Genomic DNA, 17186 nt, shown 5'->3' with positions numbered 1-17186 from the left:
TTCTATTTTTTCTTAACAATATGCACTTCAGGCAAATTTGTGGTGAAAAAATGATCTTGCGATGCACTATTGCGGTGATCGAAGTATTTATCGAAAAAATTAATAATTAGAGAATTGGTGATAAAGCTCATTCTTGTAGGGTCTATAGTTCCTGTTTCTGTAAGTGAATGAATTTTTGACCAATAAGACAGGTCGCCAAAATTGGCATGCCCTGTATATTTTATAGTAGCTAAATAATAATCTTCTTCTGTTATTTTATCGTATACAAAGAAATTTGGTGTGAAAAACGTATCATAATTTCTATCGGCATGCAATACCAATAATGGTTTTTGAATCGTAGTATCTACTACTCTACCCCATTGTGCACCATCCATATTAACCACTGCTTTAACACGATTTTCTACACTTGCATTTTGTACTACAGCTGCTCCTCCCCAGGAGTGCCCCAAAGAGCCTATTTTATTAAGGTCGAATTTTTTAAAAAACACACTTTCCCGATTGCGATTTAACGCTTCTATTTGATCTAAAACGAAAGAAATATCATCTGACCATCTATCTAGGCTCTCAAAATAAGGTAAGTAACGATTTAGTTCTAATACAGCTTTGCTTTTTGACGCTGTGTTCTCTTTTTGCAAACCCAAATTCATTCTCTCATTGATATAGCCAAAATCTAATCCAACATTCATATCATCTATATTTTTCTGACTCCACCTCAATTTTTTGCCTTTATATTCTGTCATGAACGATTCATAAATATGGTCAATCCCAACTACGATATATCCATTACTTACTATTTCTTCTACGATAGAGGTATACATTTTACTGTTCCAAAGCAAACCATGTGACAAAAGAACTACCGGAAACTGTTTGTTTTCTATTATTGGTAAAAGTTTTTGAGTATGCGTTTCAATTAGTTCAAAATGGCTTCCTATAAAAGAAGGCATACCCTTACTTTGTACAAAAGCTTCTGCATACCCTTTTCCCATATGCACTTCAGGTTTTGTTATTTTATGTGTTGAAGGGTACCAAATATGGATTGTTAATTTTCTATAGGCTCCTTGTTCTTCACTTAGTTTTTCAATTCTGGAATGATCTTCAAGAAATATTGTTTGCTCTCCGACCCGGTATTTGCCAGAGGGAGAAGGCAATTGAAAAACCGGAAGTACATTTGCCAAAACCAAGCTAAGAACAGAAAATAGAAGTCCAAAAACTAATACTAACTTTCTAATCCAAACATTCAATTTTTGAAAAACATATAGTAATATCAAAAGACTAAATGAAAAATACCCTGGAAACATTTGCCATCTACCTTGTTCAATACTCAAATGAAGAATTAATAATAATGTACATACATATAAAGAGTATTTTATAAGTGATGATCGCTTTATAAAGAAACTCACAATACCGATCAGTACGCAGATCAAAAAGATAAGTTCTAGGATTCTCATAAAAATTTAATTAAGATTCGAATTTGAATCAAAACTAAAATCAAAACCAATTCATATAAGGTAATTACGACGAATTACGATTTCAACCACCGATATAACCTAAAATTCAAGGGAGAGTGTTACATCGGTTAAAAACCAACAAAGTTTGGTTATTTATCGCATTATTAACGTACTTTAAAAAAATATATAGATATTAAACGTTTATTCAATAGCAATGATATCTAAAGAGTTTATACTTAAAAAAATCGCTCAGGTATTACTCCATTCCATTTTTTGGATTGCAGTATTATTTTGCTACACCTATTTTTTTGGATATAATACGCAAGATATTAACTATGTATTTTCTTTCTCTTTGTTCCTGATGCCCGTAACCATGGGGACCACTTATACAGTGATTGATATACTAATCCCTAGATATTTGCTTCAAGAAAAATATCGGTTGTTTATTTTATACTGTGTATATACCATTATTATTTCGGCCTATTTCATTGTAATTTCCTTTTTCTACGGATTAATTTTTCTAACAGAAACAAAAATTGGAGATATGGCTCCTATGACTAGAAGTCCGTTGTTTCTATTTATCGCAGTATACTTTGTGGTGTTTATTGCAAGTGCACTTGATCTAACAAGGCATAATTACAAGTCTAACACTGCAAATCAAAAACTGCAAACTAAAATTTTAGAAACACAATTAAAGCTAAAAGAACAAGAATTAAGGTATCTAAAAATGCAGATTCACCCTCATTTTCTTTTCAACACTTTAAATACTATGTATGGTTTTGCTATTAAAAAATCTGAAGAGACTCCTGAATTAATCTTAAAGTTATCAAATCTATTAGACTATTTGTTGTATCAATCTGATAAACCTCTGGTTTCACTTGATCAGGAAATCGAACATATTTATGACTATATAGCTCTCGAAAAAATGCGTTTCAGAGATTCATTAGAAATTTCTTTACAAATCGAAGATACCGATAGTACCATAGAAATTGCCCCTATGCTTTTTATCCCATTTGTAGAAAACAGTTTTAAACATGGACAATTAAGAAACGGAAAACTTCACATCTCTATAGAGTTGAGTTGTAACAACACTGAATTATTGTTTAAAATTAAAAATTCTGTACATGCGGACATGGGCCAAGAAAGTAGCGGTATTGGACTAAAAAACATTCAAAAAAGACTAGATTTACTTTACCCCGAAAACTACCAATTAGATATAGCCAGAGACCATGACTGGTATACGGTCACATTATCGATAAAAGTTTCAAAATTAAATTTACATGAGCACTAAAATTTCTTGTATAGTAGTAGATGATGAACCCACAGCGCGAGAGGTTATTTTAGATCACTTGAGTAAAATTAGTCAAGTAGATGTAGTAGCCACCTGCAACAATGCTATCGAAGCTTTTGAACATATTAATGAGAAACAAATAGATCTTATTTTTTTAGATATACATATGCCCGATATTTCTGGGATTTCATTCGCTAAATCGATTAACAAAAACATTAAGATCATTTTTACAACTGCCTATAGAGAGTATGCAATAGATGGCTTTGATCTGCACGCTGTAGATTATCTTTTGAAACCTATTTCATTTGAAAGGTTGTTAAATGCTATAACAAATTATTTTGAAGTTTATCACAAAGATGTTCCGGTGATTCAAGAAGAAACTGAAAAAACCAATTACATTTTTGTTAGATCAGATAGAAGAATGAAAAAGGTCGATTTTTCGGAAATTGAATATATAGAAAGTTACAGTGACTATATTAAAATTCATTGTACTTCTCAGGTTATTGTCACCCGAGAAACTATTAGTAATGTTCAATCTAAACTCCCACAATCTGAATTTATGAGAATTCATAGATCCTTTATTATTGCCGTAGCTAAGATCGATTCTTTCTCTAATGAAGAAATTATACTGCGCAACAAATCCCTTCCTATTAGCAGAAATTATAAAACTGAGGTAATGACAAAACTTGGACAGATTTAATTATAGTATAAAAAAGGCGAACCATGTAGGTTCGCTTTTTAATATTCAGAAAAAATTATCTTTTAAACGTGTAAAGGTCTATTTTCTGTAGCGGCCAAAGCTGCTTCTTTAACCGCCTCAGTAAAAGTTGGGTGCGCATGAGACATTCTAGAAATATCCTCTGCAGATGCTCTAAACTCCATAGCTGTAACAGCTTCGGCAATAATATCTGCACAACGTGCTCCTACCATATGAACTCCTAGCACCTCATCTGTAGCTTCATCTGCAAGAATCTTCACAAACCCATCTATATCTGCACTTGCTCTTGCTCTCCCTAAGGCTCTAAATGGAAACTGACCTGCCTTATACTTTACTCCGGCTTCTTTCAACTCTTCCTCAGTCTTACCTACTGCTGCCACTTCTGGCCAAGTATATACCACTCCCGGGATAAGGTTATAATCGATATGTGGTTTTTGACCCGCTAAAGTTTCTGCAACAAAAACACCTTCTTCCTCGGCTTTGTGAGCTAGCATAGCCCCTTTTACAACATCTCCGATAGCATAAATATTAGAAACATTGGTTTGAAGATGATCATTCACCTCTACTTGTCCTCTTTCATTAATTTTCACGCCAGCAGCTTCGGCATTTAAACCATCGGTATAAGGACGACGGCCCACAGAAACTAAACAATAATCTCCCTTAAATTCTACTGGATTTCCTTTCTTATCATCTGCAGTAATAGTAACTTGTTTTGCAGTGGCTTTTACTCCAGTTACTTTGTGAGAAGTATAAAACTTCACCCCTTGTTTTTTAAGTACCTTTTGTAACTCTCTGGAAAGTGCTTTATCCATGCCTGGAATAATTCTATCCATATACTCTACAACAGAAACCTCTGCTCCCAAACGTCGATATACTTGTCCTAACTCTAATCCTATAACTCCACCTCCAATAATCACCAAGTGTTTAGGTACTTCTTTTAACTTTAAAGCTTCGGTAGATGTAATTACTCTTTTCTTGTCTATTTTAATAAAAGGAAGCGTAGATGGTTTAGATCCCGTAGCTATAATTATATTTTTAGCTTCGATAGATTCTACTTTACCATCAGTTTTGGTAATATCTATGTGAGTTGCATCTTTGAATGCTCCAACACCTTCATATACTTCAATATTGTTTTTCTTCATTAAAAAATCGACTCCACCAGTAGTTTGATCTACCACAGCCTGCTTGCGAGCGATCATTTTTTCAAGATTAAACTTTACCTCACCTGGTATTTCGATACCATGGTCGGCAAAATGCTTTACTGCGTGCTCATAGTGATGCGAAGAATCTAGTAATGCTTTACTAGGAATACATCCTACGTTTAAACAAGTTCCACCAAGTGTTGAATATTTTTCGATTATTGCAGTTTTCATACCTAGTTGTGCGCATCGAATAGCAGCTACATATCCACCAGGTCCAGAGCCAATAACGGCTACATCGTATGTACTCATAATAAGTTATTATGTTGTCGTATTAAATTTTGAAAAGACAAAGTTAAGGTATTATAGAATAATCTATTACTTAAATTCTCAAAAAGAATACAAGAACTTATCGATATATTCATACTTTGACAGCAATATTTAGAGCATTTCAAAAGTTATATGATAATCGTTGCAAAATAAATACCCGAAAGAATAAGCGCTCAATATGTTTAAAACAAAAAACTTTGCTACTTTGCAACATGATTATTTATTCATAAAACCTAAAAACGATTCTTTTCGACTACTATGAGATACCTATCCCCTCTTGTTTTAATTTGTGTCATTATTTTGTGGAGTTCCTGTCGTAAAGATTTTGAATCTGGACCAAGTTCTGGTAATCTTCAATTTTCTACAGACACGCTATATTTGGATACAGTATTTACCAATATTGGTTCTAGTACCTATAATTTTAAAGTATACAATCGTACCAACGACGATTTTACAATACCATCTATAGCTTTAGAAAGAGGTGAAAGCTCAAATTATAGATTGAATGTAGATGGAATACCTGGTAAGTCTTTTGAAAACATCCAGGTACTTGCAAAGGATAGCATTTTCATATTTATTGAAACGACAACAGATATTACCGATGAGACCTCAGATTTAGAGTTTTTATATACCGATAGAATACTATTTGATAATGGCGCCAACCAACAAGATGTTGACCTGGTAACCCTTATTAAAGATGCCATATTTTTATTTCCTTCGAGAGATGCTATGACAGGAGAGGTAGAAACCTTGTTACTAGGGTTGGACGATGAAAATAACGAAATTAGAATCGAAGGCTTTTTCTTAGGTGACGATCAACTCAACTTCACCAATGAAAGACCTTATGTTATTTATGGATATGCTGCTATCCCCGGAGGAAGAACATTGACCATAGATCCAGGAGCTCGCATACATTTTCATGCCAATTCTGGCTTAATTGCCGCTAATAACGCTACGCTGGAAGTGAATGGAGCCATAAGTACAGATCCTGATCTTTTGGAAAATGAAGTGATTTTTGAAAGCGACCGTCTTGAACCTGGCTTTAGTGATGTACCCGGTCAATGGGGAACTATTTGGCTTACAGCAGGAAGTACCGGTCACCAGATCAACCATGCAACTATTAAAAATGCCACGGTGGGTATATTAATGGATTCTAATGATGGTACTACAGATCCAACACTTACAATTACTAATACACAGATTTATAATAGTTCTAACGTAGGGTTATTGGCACGAACGGGACATATTTTGGGCGAAAATGTGGTTATAAACAACGCGGGTCAAGTAGCGCTTAATTGTGCATTGGGAGGTATCTACAACTTTAATCATTGTACTTTTACCAACTATTCAAGTATTGGTACAGGTTTTAGACAATTTCCTGTAGTGTTAATCGATAACAACATACAAATTAGTGAAAGCGAAGTAGTAATTGCAGATTTAGTTGAGGCAAATTTTTCGAACACTATCATTTACGGAAATCAAGATTTGGAACTTCTCTTTAGCAGAGTTGAAGGAACCGCTTTCAATTATAATTTCAAAAATTGTTTGATTCGGTTCAATGACGTTAGTAATCAATTTACAGATAACGCGTTGTACGATTTCTCTAATACCTCTCTGTTTGAAAATAACATTTTTAATGAAGATCCTAATTTCAGAATGCCTTTTGAAAATATGCTAAACATTGGAGAGAACTCGCCAGCAAATGGGAACGCTTCTACTCCAACTTCTGGTTCAGATATTTTGGGAACTTTACGAAATACCACAGCTCCAGACATAGGAGCATACGAAAGTGTAAATTTTACCGATGGTAATTAAAATTTGGTGCTGTTTTTGATTTTAGTTTTCAACTAAGTATTAAATAAACATCATGAAACACATTGTATTTGCAAGTGTCTTTTTAGTAGCTCTGAATTTATATTCACAAGATAAATTTGAAAATCATAATGTATCTTTTGACTGTGGTATTTCAAGAAACAAAAGTAAAGCTGTGTTGCACATGGAACAGCTCATGGTAGAGAAAGATTTTGATGCTATTAGATCAAATTTACAATCAAAACAAACTGCAAAACAATTTCTAGCTATAGTGATTCTTGAAATATTAAATAACAAAAATCACATCCAGTTAGATTCTATAGAACAAGATCGAATAAATCGTTTAAAACAGTCTGGAAGTATTATTTTTACATGTTCGGGATGCGTTTATCAAGAAGTGAATCAATTTGAAGGAATTTTCTCTTCCGACAACAATCATTTCTTATTAAAAAGTGCCAAGGAATGGGCATATAAAAAACTTAACAACAATTAATTCATGTCAAATTATATATTCAAATCAGAACGTCTGGGCTTTCGTAATTGGTCCTTTAATGAAACAGAAGCATTATTTGAAATTAATAATGATGATGATGTAATGGAATTCTTCCCATTTAAACCCTCAGAAAAGGACACTCACAACTTTATTCATCGTATGCTACAGATGCAGAAAGAAAAAGGGTTCTGTTACTTTGCGGTAGATATTTTGGAGAATTCAGAATTTATCGGTTTTATAGGATTGTGTGAACAGACGTACCTAGAAGAGTTAGGATCATTTGTAGATATAGGATGGCGGCTAAAAAAAAGTATTTGGAATAAAGGATACGCTACTGAAGGTGCCAAAGCTTGTCTTGAATATGGTTTTAATACCATCAATCTTGAAACTATATACTCTGTTGCTCCCGAAGTCAATGTAAAATCTGAATTGATCATGAAAAAAATTGAGATGCAAAAAACCAAAACTTTTGAGCACCCAAAACTTTTAGACAATTCGCGATTAAAGAATTGTGTACTCTACCAAATTCAAAAAACAGATTACAAATAACCATCACTTATCATCTTATAATTTCGACTGCTTTTATGCGTTAGAATGATTATCTTGTAAGAAGTAAAATACATGTTCATGAACCACTTTAAAAACGTAGTACTCTTTTTTATTTTATCAATAGTTTTCACAAAGGATATCGCTGCCCAAAAAGCAGCCCTTCATGATAAAATAAATGAAGATATGTATAAAAATTTCTCTCAGGCATATGCAAATTCCGACTATGAACTATTTGCTTCAATACACAATTCTGACATGTTACGAATTTCTGGAAATGGTGGAGAGATCAAAAGCGTAGATCAATATCTTGAAGGATATAAAAAGAGATGGAGCACACCGAGTAAAAATTCTATAAAAATTGAATTCAGATTGTTTGAACGTATCCTATCAGATACCATCGTATCTGACAGGGGTATTTATAAAGTCACCTATATAAGTGATAAAAATGAAACACAATACTCCTACGGAAAGTTTCATGTATTGTTGCGATTAGAAGATGAACAGTGGAAAATTCTCATGGATTATGACTCTAACGAAAATAAAACCGTAACTGAAGAAACCTTTCTTGCTGCTTACGCTCTAAAAGCGTATGAAAAATATTGCCCACAATAAGAAAACAGCTATTTTCTTTTGCTCTTAAAACATTTTACAAAATCTCCCCTTTTTGCACATGAAATTAAAACTGAATCGAAAAATAAAATTAATATTCACCCTGGGGTTAGTAGTATTAAATATAAGCTGTGATCAAATCTCGAAAACAGTAGTTAGACAAACCATTGAACCTTACGAAAGAATCAATGTGTATAAAGACAACTTTATATTAACCAAAGTAGAAAATACAGGTGCTGCATATAGCTTAGGGTCAGATTTAGGCCCAATTTTAAAGATTGTACTATTACAGGTACTCCCCATCCTTATTTTACTAGTTTTACTAAGACAAATAATTATAAAAACTGAATATTCGAGACCTACCATTATTGGTTTTGCTTGTATTATTGGAGGAGGAATAGGAAATCTCTTCGATCGTATTATCTATGGTTCTGTGACAGATTTCCTAATCATCGATATTGGTATCTTCAAAACTGAAATTTTTAATATGGCAGATGTATCCATAATGCTAGGATCTATATTGGTATTATCTGTAGCACTGTTAGATAAAAAAGGGTCTTTTTTTAAGGAGAAAATGCAATAATCATGAGCTGGATTAAAGTAATATCGTTTGAGCAAGCGACAGGTCATCTCAAAAAAATATATGACCGTGTTAAGGGTCCAAACAATACTATTGACAATGTATTGTCTATTCATAGTTTGAGGCCTCACACGCTCACAGGTCATATGGGGTTGTACAAAAATGTTCTTCACAACTCTAACAATACGCTCCCCAAGTGGTATCTAGAAACACTAGGAGTTTATGTAAGTCACCTTAATCATTGTAGTTATTGCGTAGATCATCATGCTGCAGGACTTAAAAGACTCTTAAACGATGAATCTCGCTACGATGATGTAATGCAATCTTTACTTATAGATAAACCTGAACAGCATTTCAAATATCAGTATTTAGAAGGTTTGTGCTATGCCAAAAAATTAACTCTTTCACATATCAAGATCTCTGAAAGCGATATTCATAAACTTAGAGAACAAAACTTATCCGATGGTGAAATACTAGAAATCAATCAGGTAGTAAGCTATTTTAACTACGTAAATCGGACAGTAGTAGGTCTTGGTGTAAATACCGATGGTGATATTATTGGGCTTTCACCTAATGATAGCGACGACCCAGATAATTGGGGGCATTCTTAAATATAAGACCAAAAAAAGTGCGTAAACAGTAAGATCTACGCACAAATTCTATAAAAGTTCATATCGATTATGCTACGAACAAAGGCTTATCAGCCATCATAGCATTTACATCGTCTGCGATTTGATGTAATACAGCTTCATTTTCTACATTATCAATTACTCTATCGATAAGTTCTACAATTGCTAACATATCGTCTTCTTTAAGACCTCTAGTAGTAACCGCAGATACCCCGATTCGAATCCCAGAAGTAACAAAAGGAGACTTATCATCAAATGGAACCATATTTTTGTTTACGGTAATATCAGCTACACCCAAAGCTTCCTCAGCTTGCTTACCAGTAACATTTTTGTTTCTTAAATCAATCAGCATCATATGATTATCGGTACCTCCAGAAATCACTTCATATCCTTTCTTTACAAAGGCTTCTGCCATTACTGCGGCGTTCTTTTTTACCTGAACAATGTAATGCAGAAACTCATCTGACAAAGCTTCTCCAAAAGCGATTGCCTTTGCTGCGATAATATGCTCTAGCGGCCCTCCCTGATTACCAGGAAAAACAGCACTATCAAATAGCGACGACATCATTCTTTTCTTTCCACTTTTTAAGGTAATTCCAAAAGGATTCTCAAAATCCTCACCCATCAGAATTAACCCTCCTCTAGGGCCTCTTAATGTTTTATGGGTGGTAGTGGTAACAACATGACAATGAGGAACAGGGTCAGAAATTACTCCTTTGGCTATTAAACCCGCAGGATGAGCAATATCTGCCATTAATATAGCTCCTACACTATCTGCTATTTCTCTAAATCTTTTATAGTCTATTTCTCTAGAATATGCTGATGCTCCTGCAATTATTAATTGAGGCTTTTCTGCTTCAGCAATTTCTTGAATTTTATCATAATTTAATCTACCTGTCTCTTTCTCTACACCATAAAAAACAGGCTTATATAGTTTCCCTGAGAAGTTTACTGGTGATCCGTGTGTTAAGTGCCCTCCATGAGATAAATCAAAACCTAAGATTTTATCTCCAGGTTTTAAGCATGCATGATATACAGCAGTATTCGCTTGAGAACCTGAATGCGGTTGAACATTTGCATAAGCCGCTCCAAACAATTCTTTGGCACGATCGATAGCTATCTGTTCAACTTCGTCTACTACAGCACAACCGCCATAATATCTTTTACCAGGATAACCTTCTGCATATTTATTGGTAAGTACTGATCCTGCTGCTTCCATTACTTGTTCACTTACAAAGTTTTCTGAAGCAATTAATTCTAATCCGTTAATCTGGCGTTCTTTCTCGTCCTGAATTAAATCAAAAATTTGTTCGTCGCGTTGCATGTATTCCTAGTTTGTTAATAAAAAAGCAAAAATAGGGAATACAATCGTTACAATCGCCTAAACAAACCTTAATAAATATAAACAATTTGTTCACAGTTTGATCTCAAAGACTTCCCATTGAAATATTGTTAATTTTTGTTATATTTTTAGGTTAGAAATCAATGGATTAATTGAAAAAAAGTGCATAAATAAACACATTATCAAATCTTAAGATTCTTTTGGATATTTTTTTGCATAATTAAAAACTTTTAACCGAGCGAAAATTATATATTTGATTCTCGGAATTACCAACATTATTAAAAAAACGACGATGCCTATAACTGCAAATGATCCTAATAGAAAAACGTGGATTAAAACTACTCCCAATACTGATTTTCCAATTCAGAATATTCCTTTTGGAGTATTTTTGACAAGAGATGATATTATTACGATTGGGACAAGAATTGGCGATACCGCAATTGACCTTGGTGCTCTACACCAGTTAGGGTATTTTGACGGCATTCCGCTAACCGATGATATCTTTTTGCAAGATTCTTTGAATGATTTTATTTCTGATGGTAAGAAAACATGGAGATTGGTAAGAAATAGAATCGCCGAAATCTTTGACGAAAAAAATAACACTTTAAAAAATAACAAGGACCACAAAACAGAAGTGCTTTTCGCTCTTGATGAAATAGAAATGCAGCTTCCTGTAAGCGTAGGTGATTATACCGATTTTTATAGCAGCATAGAGCACGCTACCAATGTAGGAACCATGTTTAGAGGAAAAGACAATGCCCTCATGCCAAACTGGTTACACCTTCCGGTCGGGTATCATGGTCGTAGTAGCTCTATTATTCCATCTGGAATACCTATCCATAGACCTCAGGGGCAAAAATTAACAAATGGAGCCACAGAGCCTATTTTTGGCCCTTCACGATTGGTCGATTTTGAATTGGAAATGGCCTTCATAACTACAGATGCAAACGCATTGGGTGAACCAATACCAATCGAAGAAGCCGAAGATTATATTTTTGGATTAGTATTATTCAACGATTGGAGCGCCAGAGATATTCAAAAGTGGGAATATGTTCCATTAGGACCTTTCTTAGGAAAGAATTTTGCTTCTTCTATTTCACCATGGATAGTCACTCTCGACGCACTAGAGCCTTACAGAACAAATGGTCCTAAACCATTAAAAGAACAACTACCTTATCTTCAGTCTTCTGGAAAGAAAAGTTTTGATATTGATCTCGAAGTAGCGATTCAACCTGCTAACGAAAAAGAAACTATCGTTTGTAAAAGTAATTTTAAGTACATGTACTGGAACATGTCTCAACAACTGGCTCACCATACCATTAACGGTTGCCCAGTAAATTCTGGAGATATGATGGGTAGCGGAACGCTATCTGGTCCAACCCCAGATTCTTTTGGATCTATGCTGGAACTAAGCTGGAGAGGAGAAAAGCCCGTTCAACTCAAATCTGGAGGAAGTCGAAAGTTTATTGAAGATAACGATACAGTCATTATGAGAGGGCATTGTGAAAAAGACGGTGTTAGAATCGGGTTTGGTGAGGTATCAACCAAATTATTGCCTGTTTTCAAAAAATAAAGTGCTGGCTTAGCAATTATAAAACCTCGAAAAATCTTATTTCGAGGTTTTTTTGTTATTTTGTGGCATCAAAATTGATTTCATATCCCAAATCTAAAATATTATAGACATGAATAAACTACTACTATTATGCACAGTGCTTGTGTTAGCTACCTCTTGTAGTAGCGTTAAACAAACTGAAAAAGCACTAAATACCGGAAATTATGATCAAGCGATCAACATTGCACTAAATAAACTTAGAACAAACAAAGAAAAGAAAGGTAAACAACCTTATATTCTTATGCTTGAAGAAGCTTACGCAAAAGTTGTTGATAGAGACAAGAACGCGGTAAGTTATCTTGAAAGAGAAGGAAATCCTGCAAACCTAGAAAGAATGTATAACACCTTACTTTCGCTAAGAGATAGACAAGAAAGAATAAAACCTCTACTCCCTTTATATTTGGTTGAACAAGGTCGAAATGCGAATTTCTCTTTAGAGAACTATGACCAAAAAATTCTTTCAACAAAAGAACAATTGTCAAACTACTTATATGAAAGCGCCAAAGGGTTATTGTCTAATGCCAACAGAAAAGAAGATTTTAGAAGAGTATATGACAATCTTACATATTTAGACAAAATTACCCCGAACTATAAGAATACGAGAAATCTTATAGAAGAGGCTCATCTTAAAGGTACCGATTTTGTTATGGTCAATATGAAGAATAAAACCAATGTTATTATTCCGAAACGATTAGAAGCAGATTTACTCAACTTTGGTACTTACGGTCTTGATGATTTATGGACCGTATATCACAGCCAACCACAAAAGACCATTAATTATGACTATGCCATGGAAGTAACTTTTAGAGAAATTAATATTTCTCCTGAACAGGTAAGAGAACGTCAGCTGGAAAAGGAAAAATTAGTTAAAGATGGTTGGGAATATTTGCTGGATGAAAATGATGAATTTGTACTTGATGAAGAAGGAAAGAAAATCAAAGTAGACAAAATGGTTAAGGTAAGATGTGAATATTACGAATTCACGCAATTTAAAGCTGCAAACGTAGTTGGAAATGTACAGTATAAAAACCTAAGAACTAAACAATTGCTTGAGGCATTCCCTATTGCTAGTGAATTTGTATTCCAGCATGTCTATGCTAATTATAATGGAGATAAAAGGGCACTAGAAGATGATCTGGTAAGGTATCTAGGGTTGCAAGCAGTACAATTTCCATCTAACGAGCAAATGGTATATGATTCTGGTGAAGATTTAAAAAATAAACTTAAAGGTATTATCACCAACTATCGATTTAGATAAACAAAATAGTATGTAAATAAAGAAAGAGACTCCCTTGAGTCTCTTTCTTTATTTAAAATCTATATCAAACAAATTGATGCAATACTTGTGGTGTAATCATACTATGCGAAGCATGATGCACCGTTACTCCGTTTCTTATAACTATAAACTGTGGAGATTCATGATATACTTGAAATCTAGCTGCAATTTCTGATGAAACATCTCTATAGCTCAACAGATCCAAATAATACAAATCAATTTGGTTGTCCTCAATATCGAAACTACTCTCAAAATTACGGATCACCATTCGACTAATTCCACATCGCGTAGAATGCTTAAATATTGCCTGAGTCTTAGTTTCAGACTTTTTTGCAATCTCGTTAAGTTGATCTATTGAAGTAAGTTCTTGCCAAGGCAATGCTTTTTTTTCCTGTTTTTCTTTTTCATCTCCAGAGCTAAATAGCTTTCCTAATAATCCCATTGCTTTTCTTTTAATTTATTACAAACTTAAGTAAATGATTCCTATATTTAAATAGCACCTATTTTTGGTCGTTACTGAATGTAAAATATTACACCAGTCAAAAAGTCAGCTAAACCAAGGGATTTAAGGACATTTTGACGTATTTATTTAATAGGAATATTATTTGATTCTTATCAAACGAACTCAAAATAAGAACAAATGAATTTTAATAATTTCACCATAAAATCACAAGAAGCCATACAACAGGCCCAGCAATTGGCGCAAGGCTTTGGACATCAACAAATCGAGAATGAACACATTTTTAAAGGAGTTTTTAATGTCGATGAAAATGTACTTCCTTTTCTGTTAAAAAAACTAAATGTAAACTTACCTTTACTAAAACAAGTTTTAGATAGTACTTTAGAAAGCTTTCCTAAAGTTTCCGGAGGAGAACTTCAGCTATCCCGAGAAGCTGGTAAATCACTTAATGAAGCTAGTATTATTGCAAAAAAAATGGATGATGAATATGTTTCGATCGAACATTTAATCGTCGCTATTTTTAAGTCAAAAAGCAAAATTGCTCAAATTTTAAAAGATCAAGGCGTTACCGAAAAGCATTTGAACGAAGCGATACATGAAATTCGTAAAGGAGAAAAAGTAACATCACAAAATGCCGAGGAAACTTATCACGCATTAAACAAATATGCCAAAAATCTCAACGAACTTGCCGAAAGCGGAAAGTTAGATCCCGTTATTGGTCGTGATGAAGAGATACGAAGAATATTGCAAATTTTATCTAGAAGAACCAAAAACAATCCTATGCTTATAGGAGAACCTGGTGTTGGTAAAACAGCAATTGCAGAAGGCTTAGCGCATCGTATTATTGCTGGTGATATTCCAGAAAACTTGAAAGATAAACGTATTTTTTCCTTGGATATGGGAGCACTTATTGCAGGTGCTAAATTTAAAGGAGAATTTGAAGAACGTCTAAAAGCGGTAGTAAAAGAAGTAACGACTAGTGACGGTGATATCGTTTTATTTATTGATGAAATTCATACCCTTGTCGGTGCGGGAGGTGGCCAAGGCGCAATGGATGCCGCTAATATTCTAAAACCGGCACTTGCTAGAGGCGAGTTAAGAGCCATTGGAGCCACTACACTAGATGAATATCAAAAATATTTTGAAAAAGACAAAGCATTAGAGAGGCGTTTTCAAAAGGTAACGGTAGACGAACCTGATACAGAAAGTGCTATTTCTATACTTAGAGGAATCAAAGAAAAATATGAAACGCATCACAAAGTTCGTATAAAAGATGAGGCTATTATTGCTGCTGTAGAATTATCACAACGCTATATTACTAATAGATTTTTACCAGACAAAGCTATAGATCTCATGGATGAAGCGGCTTCAAAGTTAAGAATGGAAATCAATTCTAAACCAGAAGAACTTGATGTGTTAGACCGAAAGGTAATGCAGTTGGAAATCGAAATTGAAGCTATAAAGCGTGAAAATGACGAAACCAAATTAAAAGCACTAAATGCTGATCTGGCTAACATTAAAGAAGAACGTAACGAAATCTTTACCAAATGGCAAAGTGAGAAAGAAGTGGTAGATGCCATTCAAAACACCAAAAAGGATATAGAAGAATTCAAACTCGAGGCAGAAAAAGCAGAACGTAACGGTGATTATGGTAAAGTAGCCGAAATACGATATGGTAAAATTAAAGAGGCCCAGGAAAAGCTTGAAGACCTTCAAAAACAATTGGAAGCACAGCAGGATCACACTTCGTTGATTAAAGAAGAAGTTACCAATGATGATATCGCAGAAGTGGTTGCGAAATGGACAGGTATCCCCGTTACCAAAATGCTACAAAGCGAACGAGAAAAACTGCTGGTTCTGGAAAATGAATTGCAAAAACGCGTAGTTGGTCAAAAAGAAGCTATTCAAGCGGTAAGTGATGCAGTGAGACGTAGCAGAGCTGGTTTACAAGATCAGAAAAAACCTATAGGATCCTTCCTGTTTTTAGGAACCACAGGTATTGGAAAAACTGAGCTTGCAAAAGCTCTCGCAGATTATCTATTCAACGATGAAAGCGCCATGACCCGTATCGACATGAGCGAATACCAGGAAAGACATGCAGTAAGTAGATTGGTAGGAGCACCTCCAGGATATGTAGGGTATGATGAAGGCGGACAGTTAACCGAAGCTGTAAGAAGAAAACCTTATTCTGTTGTATTGTTGGATGAAATTGAAAAAGCACATCCCGATACTTTTAATGTTTTACTTCAGGTTTTGGATGAAGGACGATTAACTGATAATAAAGGTAGAACCGCAGATTTTAGAAATACCATTATTATTATGACCAGTAATATGGGAAGTCATATTATACAAGAAAAATTTGAAAGCATTAAGGATATGGACACAGCTATGGAAGCTGCAAAAGTAGACGTACTTGGACTTTTAAAACAAGCAGTAAGACCCGAGTTTTTGAATAGAATTGATGATATCATTATGTTCTCACCGTTAACTCAAGATAATATAAAAGAGATAGTAAAGCTTCAATTAAAGAATGTTTCTGCAATGCTGGAGCAACAAAACATAACTTTGGAAGCTACAGATGAAGCTATCAATTATTTATCTAAAAAAGGATTCCAACCAGAATTTGGTGCCCGTCCTGTAAAAAGAACGATTCAAAAGGAGGTTTTAAACGAATTATCTAAAGAGATTCTGGCAGGCAAAGTTTCTACAGAAAGTGCAATCCTTTTAGATGAATTTGATGATAAAATGGTATTCAGAAACCAGGAAAATTTGGTCTCATAATCAAGTAAAAAAACCGTAGAAAGGCTAAAAACAAAGCAGTTAATCTTAAAAAATGGTTAATTGCTTTTGTTTTTTATACACAAAAAACCGTTGACCTTATTCCCTTAACCTCTGTAT

15 protein-coding genes are annotated in these 17186 nt (G+C 34.2%); 11 read left to right on the top strand and 4 right to left on the bottom strand.

Annotated elements, in window-relative coordinates:
* Nucleotides 1-2: 2 nt before the first annotated feature.
* On the bottom strand, nt 3-1448 hold the full coding sequence (locus tag M0D21_RS20850) for an alpha/beta hydrolase family protein (protein WP_248333112.1): 1446 nt from the start codon (nt 1446-1448) through the stop codon (nt 3-5).
* Between the two features lie 214 nt (nt 1449-1662).
* Here M0D21_RS20850 and M0D21_RS20845 point away from each other — a divergent pair, with 214 nt between their 5' ends.
* Both M0D21_RS20845 and M0D21_RS20840 read left to right on the top strand, forming a co-directional pair.
* Nucleotides 1663-2739 (top strand): sensor histidine kinase, encoded by a 1077-nt coding sequence (locus M0D21_RS20845; RefSeq protein ID WP_248333110.1) that lies wholly within the window; start codon nt 1663-1665, stop codon nt 2737-2739.
* On the top strand, nt 2729-3439 hold the full coding sequence (locus M0D21_RS20840; protein WP_248333108.1) for a LytR/AlgR family response regulator transcription factor: 711 nt from the start codon (nt 2729-2731) through the stop codon (nt 3437-3439). The genes M0D21_RS20845 and M0D21_RS20840 overlap by 11 nt, the downstream gene beginning before the upstream one ends.
* A gap of 62 nt (nt 3440-3501) precedes the next feature.
* On the opposite strand, the gene lpdA is transcribed toward M0D21_RS20840, so the two are convergent.
* Nucleotides 3502-4908 (bottom strand): dihydrolipoyl dehydrogenase, encoded by a 1407-nt coding sequence (gene lpdA / locus M0D21_RS20835; protein WP_248333106.1) that lies wholly within the window; start codon nt 4906-4908, stop codon nt 3502-3504.
* A 276-nt stretch (nt 4909-5184) separates the two neighbouring features.
* Between lpdA and M0D21_RS20830 the strand changes: the two genes are divergently transcribed.
* From M0D21_RS20830 to M0D21_RS20805, 6 genes are all read left to right on the top strand, one after another.
* Nucleotides 5185-6741: a hypothetical protein gene (locus tag M0D21_RS20830; RefSeq protein WP_248333104.1), complete on the top strand. Its 1557-nt coding sequence runs from the start codon at nt 5185-5187 to the stop codon at nt 6739-6741.
* A 52-nt stretch (nt 6742-6793) separates the two neighbouring features.
* Nucleotides 6794-7231 carry a hypothetical protein gene (locus M0D21_RS20825; protein ID WP_248333103.1) on the top strand — a complete coding sequence of 146 codons (438 nt, stop codon included), beginning with the start codon at nt 6794-6796 and terminating at the stop codon, nt 7229-7231.
* A gap of 3 nt (nt 7232-7234) precedes the next feature.
* Nucleotides 7235-7780 carry a GNAT family N-acetyltransferase gene (locus M0D21_RS20820; protein WP_248333099.1) on the top strand — a complete coding sequence of 182 codons (546 nt, stop codon included), beginning with the start codon at nt 7235-7237 and terminating at the stop codon, nt 7778-7780.
* Between the two features lie 78 nt (nt 7781-7858).
* On the top strand, nt 7859-8392 hold the full coding sequence (locus M0D21_RS20815; protein WP_248333098.1) for a DUF4440 domain-containing protein: 534 nt from the start codon (nt 7859-7861) through the stop codon (nt 8390-8392).
* A 58-nt stretch (nt 8393-8450) separates the two neighbouring features.
* Nucleotides 8451-8972, top strand: a complete 522-nt coding sequence (gene lspA / locus M0D21_RS20810) for a signal peptidase II (protein ID WP_248333096.1) — start codon at nt 8451-8453, stop codon at nt 8970-8972.
* Between the two features lie 2 nt (nt 8973-8974).
* Nucleotides 8975-9580, top strand: coding sequence for a carboxymuconolactone decarboxylase family protein (locus M0D21_RS20805; protein ID WP_248333095.1), 606 nt, complete (start codon nt 8975-8977; stop codon nt 9578-9580).
* Between the two features lie 67 nt (nt 9581-9647).
* On the opposite strand, the gene glyA is transcribed toward M0D21_RS20805, so the two are convergent.
* On the bottom strand, nt 9648-10922 hold the full coding sequence (glyA, locus tag M0D21_RS20800; RefSeq protein ID WP_248333094.1) for a serine hydroxymethyltransferase: 1275 nt from the start codon (nt 10920-10922) through the stop codon (nt 9648-9650).
* Nucleotides 10923-11232: 310 nt separating this feature from the next.
* On the opposite strand from glyA, the gene fahA reads away from it, so the two are divergent.
* Both fahA and M0D21_RS20790 read left to right on the top strand, forming a co-directional pair.
* Nucleotides 11233-12513 carry a fumarylacetoacetase gene (gene fahA / locus M0D21_RS20795; RefSeq protein ID WP_248333093.1) on the top strand — a complete coding sequence of 427 codons (1281 nt, stop codon included), beginning with the start codon at nt 11233-11235 and terminating at the stop codon, nt 12511-12513.
* 109 nt (nt 12514-12622) lie between these two features.
* On the top strand, nt 12623-13810 hold the full coding sequence (locus M0D21_RS20790) for a hypothetical protein (protein WP_248333092.1): 1188 nt from the start codon (nt 12623-12625) through the stop codon (nt 13808-13810).
* A gap of 64 nt (nt 13811-13874) precedes the next feature.
* Here the strand turns inward: M0D21_RS20790 and ytxJ are convergent, their stop codons facing one another.
* Nucleotides 13875-14270, bottom strand: a complete 396-nt coding sequence (gene ytxJ, locus M0D21_RS20785; protein ID WP_248333091.1) for a bacillithiol system redox-active protein YtxJ — start codon at nt 14268-14270, stop codon at nt 13875-13877.
* A 198-nt stretch (nt 14271-14468) separates the two neighbouring features.
* Here ytxJ and clpB point away from each other — a divergent pair, with 198 nt between their 5' ends.
* Nucleotides 14469-17069: an ATP-dependent chaperone ClpB gene (gene clpB / locus M0D21_RS20780; protein WP_248333090.1), complete on the top strand. Its 2601-nt coding sequence runs from the start codon at nt 14469-14471 to the stop codon at nt 17067-17069.
* Nucleotides 17070-17186: the final 117 nt, after the last annotated feature.

The organism is Aquimarina acroporae, from assembly GCF_023195925.1.
Classification (GTDB): domain Bacteria; phylum Bacteroidota; class Bacteroidia; order Flavobacteriales; family Flavobacteriaceae; genus Aquimarina; species Aquimarina acroporae.
The sequence above is the reverse complement of the archived record's forward strand: the minus strand, read 5'-3'. Positions and strand labels throughout refer to the sequence as shown.

What these genes read in the sequence shown, in the direction of transcription:
- M0D21_RS20850 (WP_248333112.1), bottom strand. Translation starts at nt 1,448, where the DNA reads ATGAGAATCCTAGAACTTATCTTTTTGATCTGCGTACTGATCGGTATT.
- M0D21_RS20845 (WP_248333110.1), top strand. Translation starts at nt 1,663, where the DNA reads ATGATATCTAAAGAGTTTATACTTAAAAAAATCGCTCAGGTATTACTC.
- M0D21_RS20840 (WP_248333108.1), top strand. Translation starts at nt 2,729, where the DNA reads ATGAGCACTAAAATTTCTTGTATAGTAGTAGATGATGAACCCACAGCG.
- lpdA (WP_248333106.1), bottom strand. Translation starts at nt 4,908, where the DNA reads ATGAGTACATACGATGTAGCCGTTATTGGCTCTGGACCTGGTGGATAT.
- M0D21_RS20830 (WP_248333104.1), top strand. Translation starts at nt 5,185, where the DNA reads ATGAGATACCTATCCCCTCTTGTTTTAATTTGTGTCATTATTTTGTGG.
- M0D21_RS20825 (WP_248333103.1), top strand. Translation starts at nt 6,794, where the DNA reads ATGAAACACATTGTATTTGCAAGTGTCTTTTTAGTAGCTCTGAATTTA.
- M0D21_RS20820 (WP_248333099.1), top strand. Translation starts at nt 7,235, where the DNA reads ATGTCAAATTATATATTCAAATCAGAACGTCTGGGCTTTCGTAATTGG.
- M0D21_RS20815 (WP_248333098.1), top strand. Translation starts at nt 7,859, where the DNA reads ATGAACCACTTTAAAAACGTAGTACTCTTTTTTATTTTATCAATAGTT.
- lspA (WP_248333096.1), top strand. Translation starts at nt 8,451, where the DNA reads ATGAAATTAAAACTGAATCGAAAAATAAAATTAATATTCACCCTGGGG.
- M0D21_RS20805 (WP_248333095.1), top strand. Translation starts at nt 8,975, where the DNA reads ATGAGCTGGATTAAAGTAATATCGTTTGAGCAAGCGACAGGTCATCTC.
- glyA (WP_248333094.1), bottom strand. Translation starts at nt 10,922, where the DNA reads ATGCAACGCGACGAACAAATTTTTGATTTAATTCAGGACGAGAAAGAA.
- fahA (WP_248333093.1), top strand. Translation starts at nt 11,233, where the DNA reads ATGCCTATAACTGCAAATGATCCTAATAGAAAAACGTGGATTAAAACT.
- M0D21_RS20790 (WP_248333092.1), top strand. Translation starts at nt 12,623, where the DNA reads ATGAATAAACTACTACTATTATGCACAGTGCTTGTGTTAGCTACCTCT.
- ytxJ (WP_248333091.1), bottom strand. Translation starts at nt 14,270, where the DNA reads ATGGGATTATTAGGAAAGCTATTTAGCTCTGGAGATGAAAAAGAAAAA.
- clpB (WP_248333090.1), top strand. Translation starts at nt 14,469, where the DNA reads ATGAATTTTAATAATTTCACCATAAAATCACAAGAAGCCATACAACAG.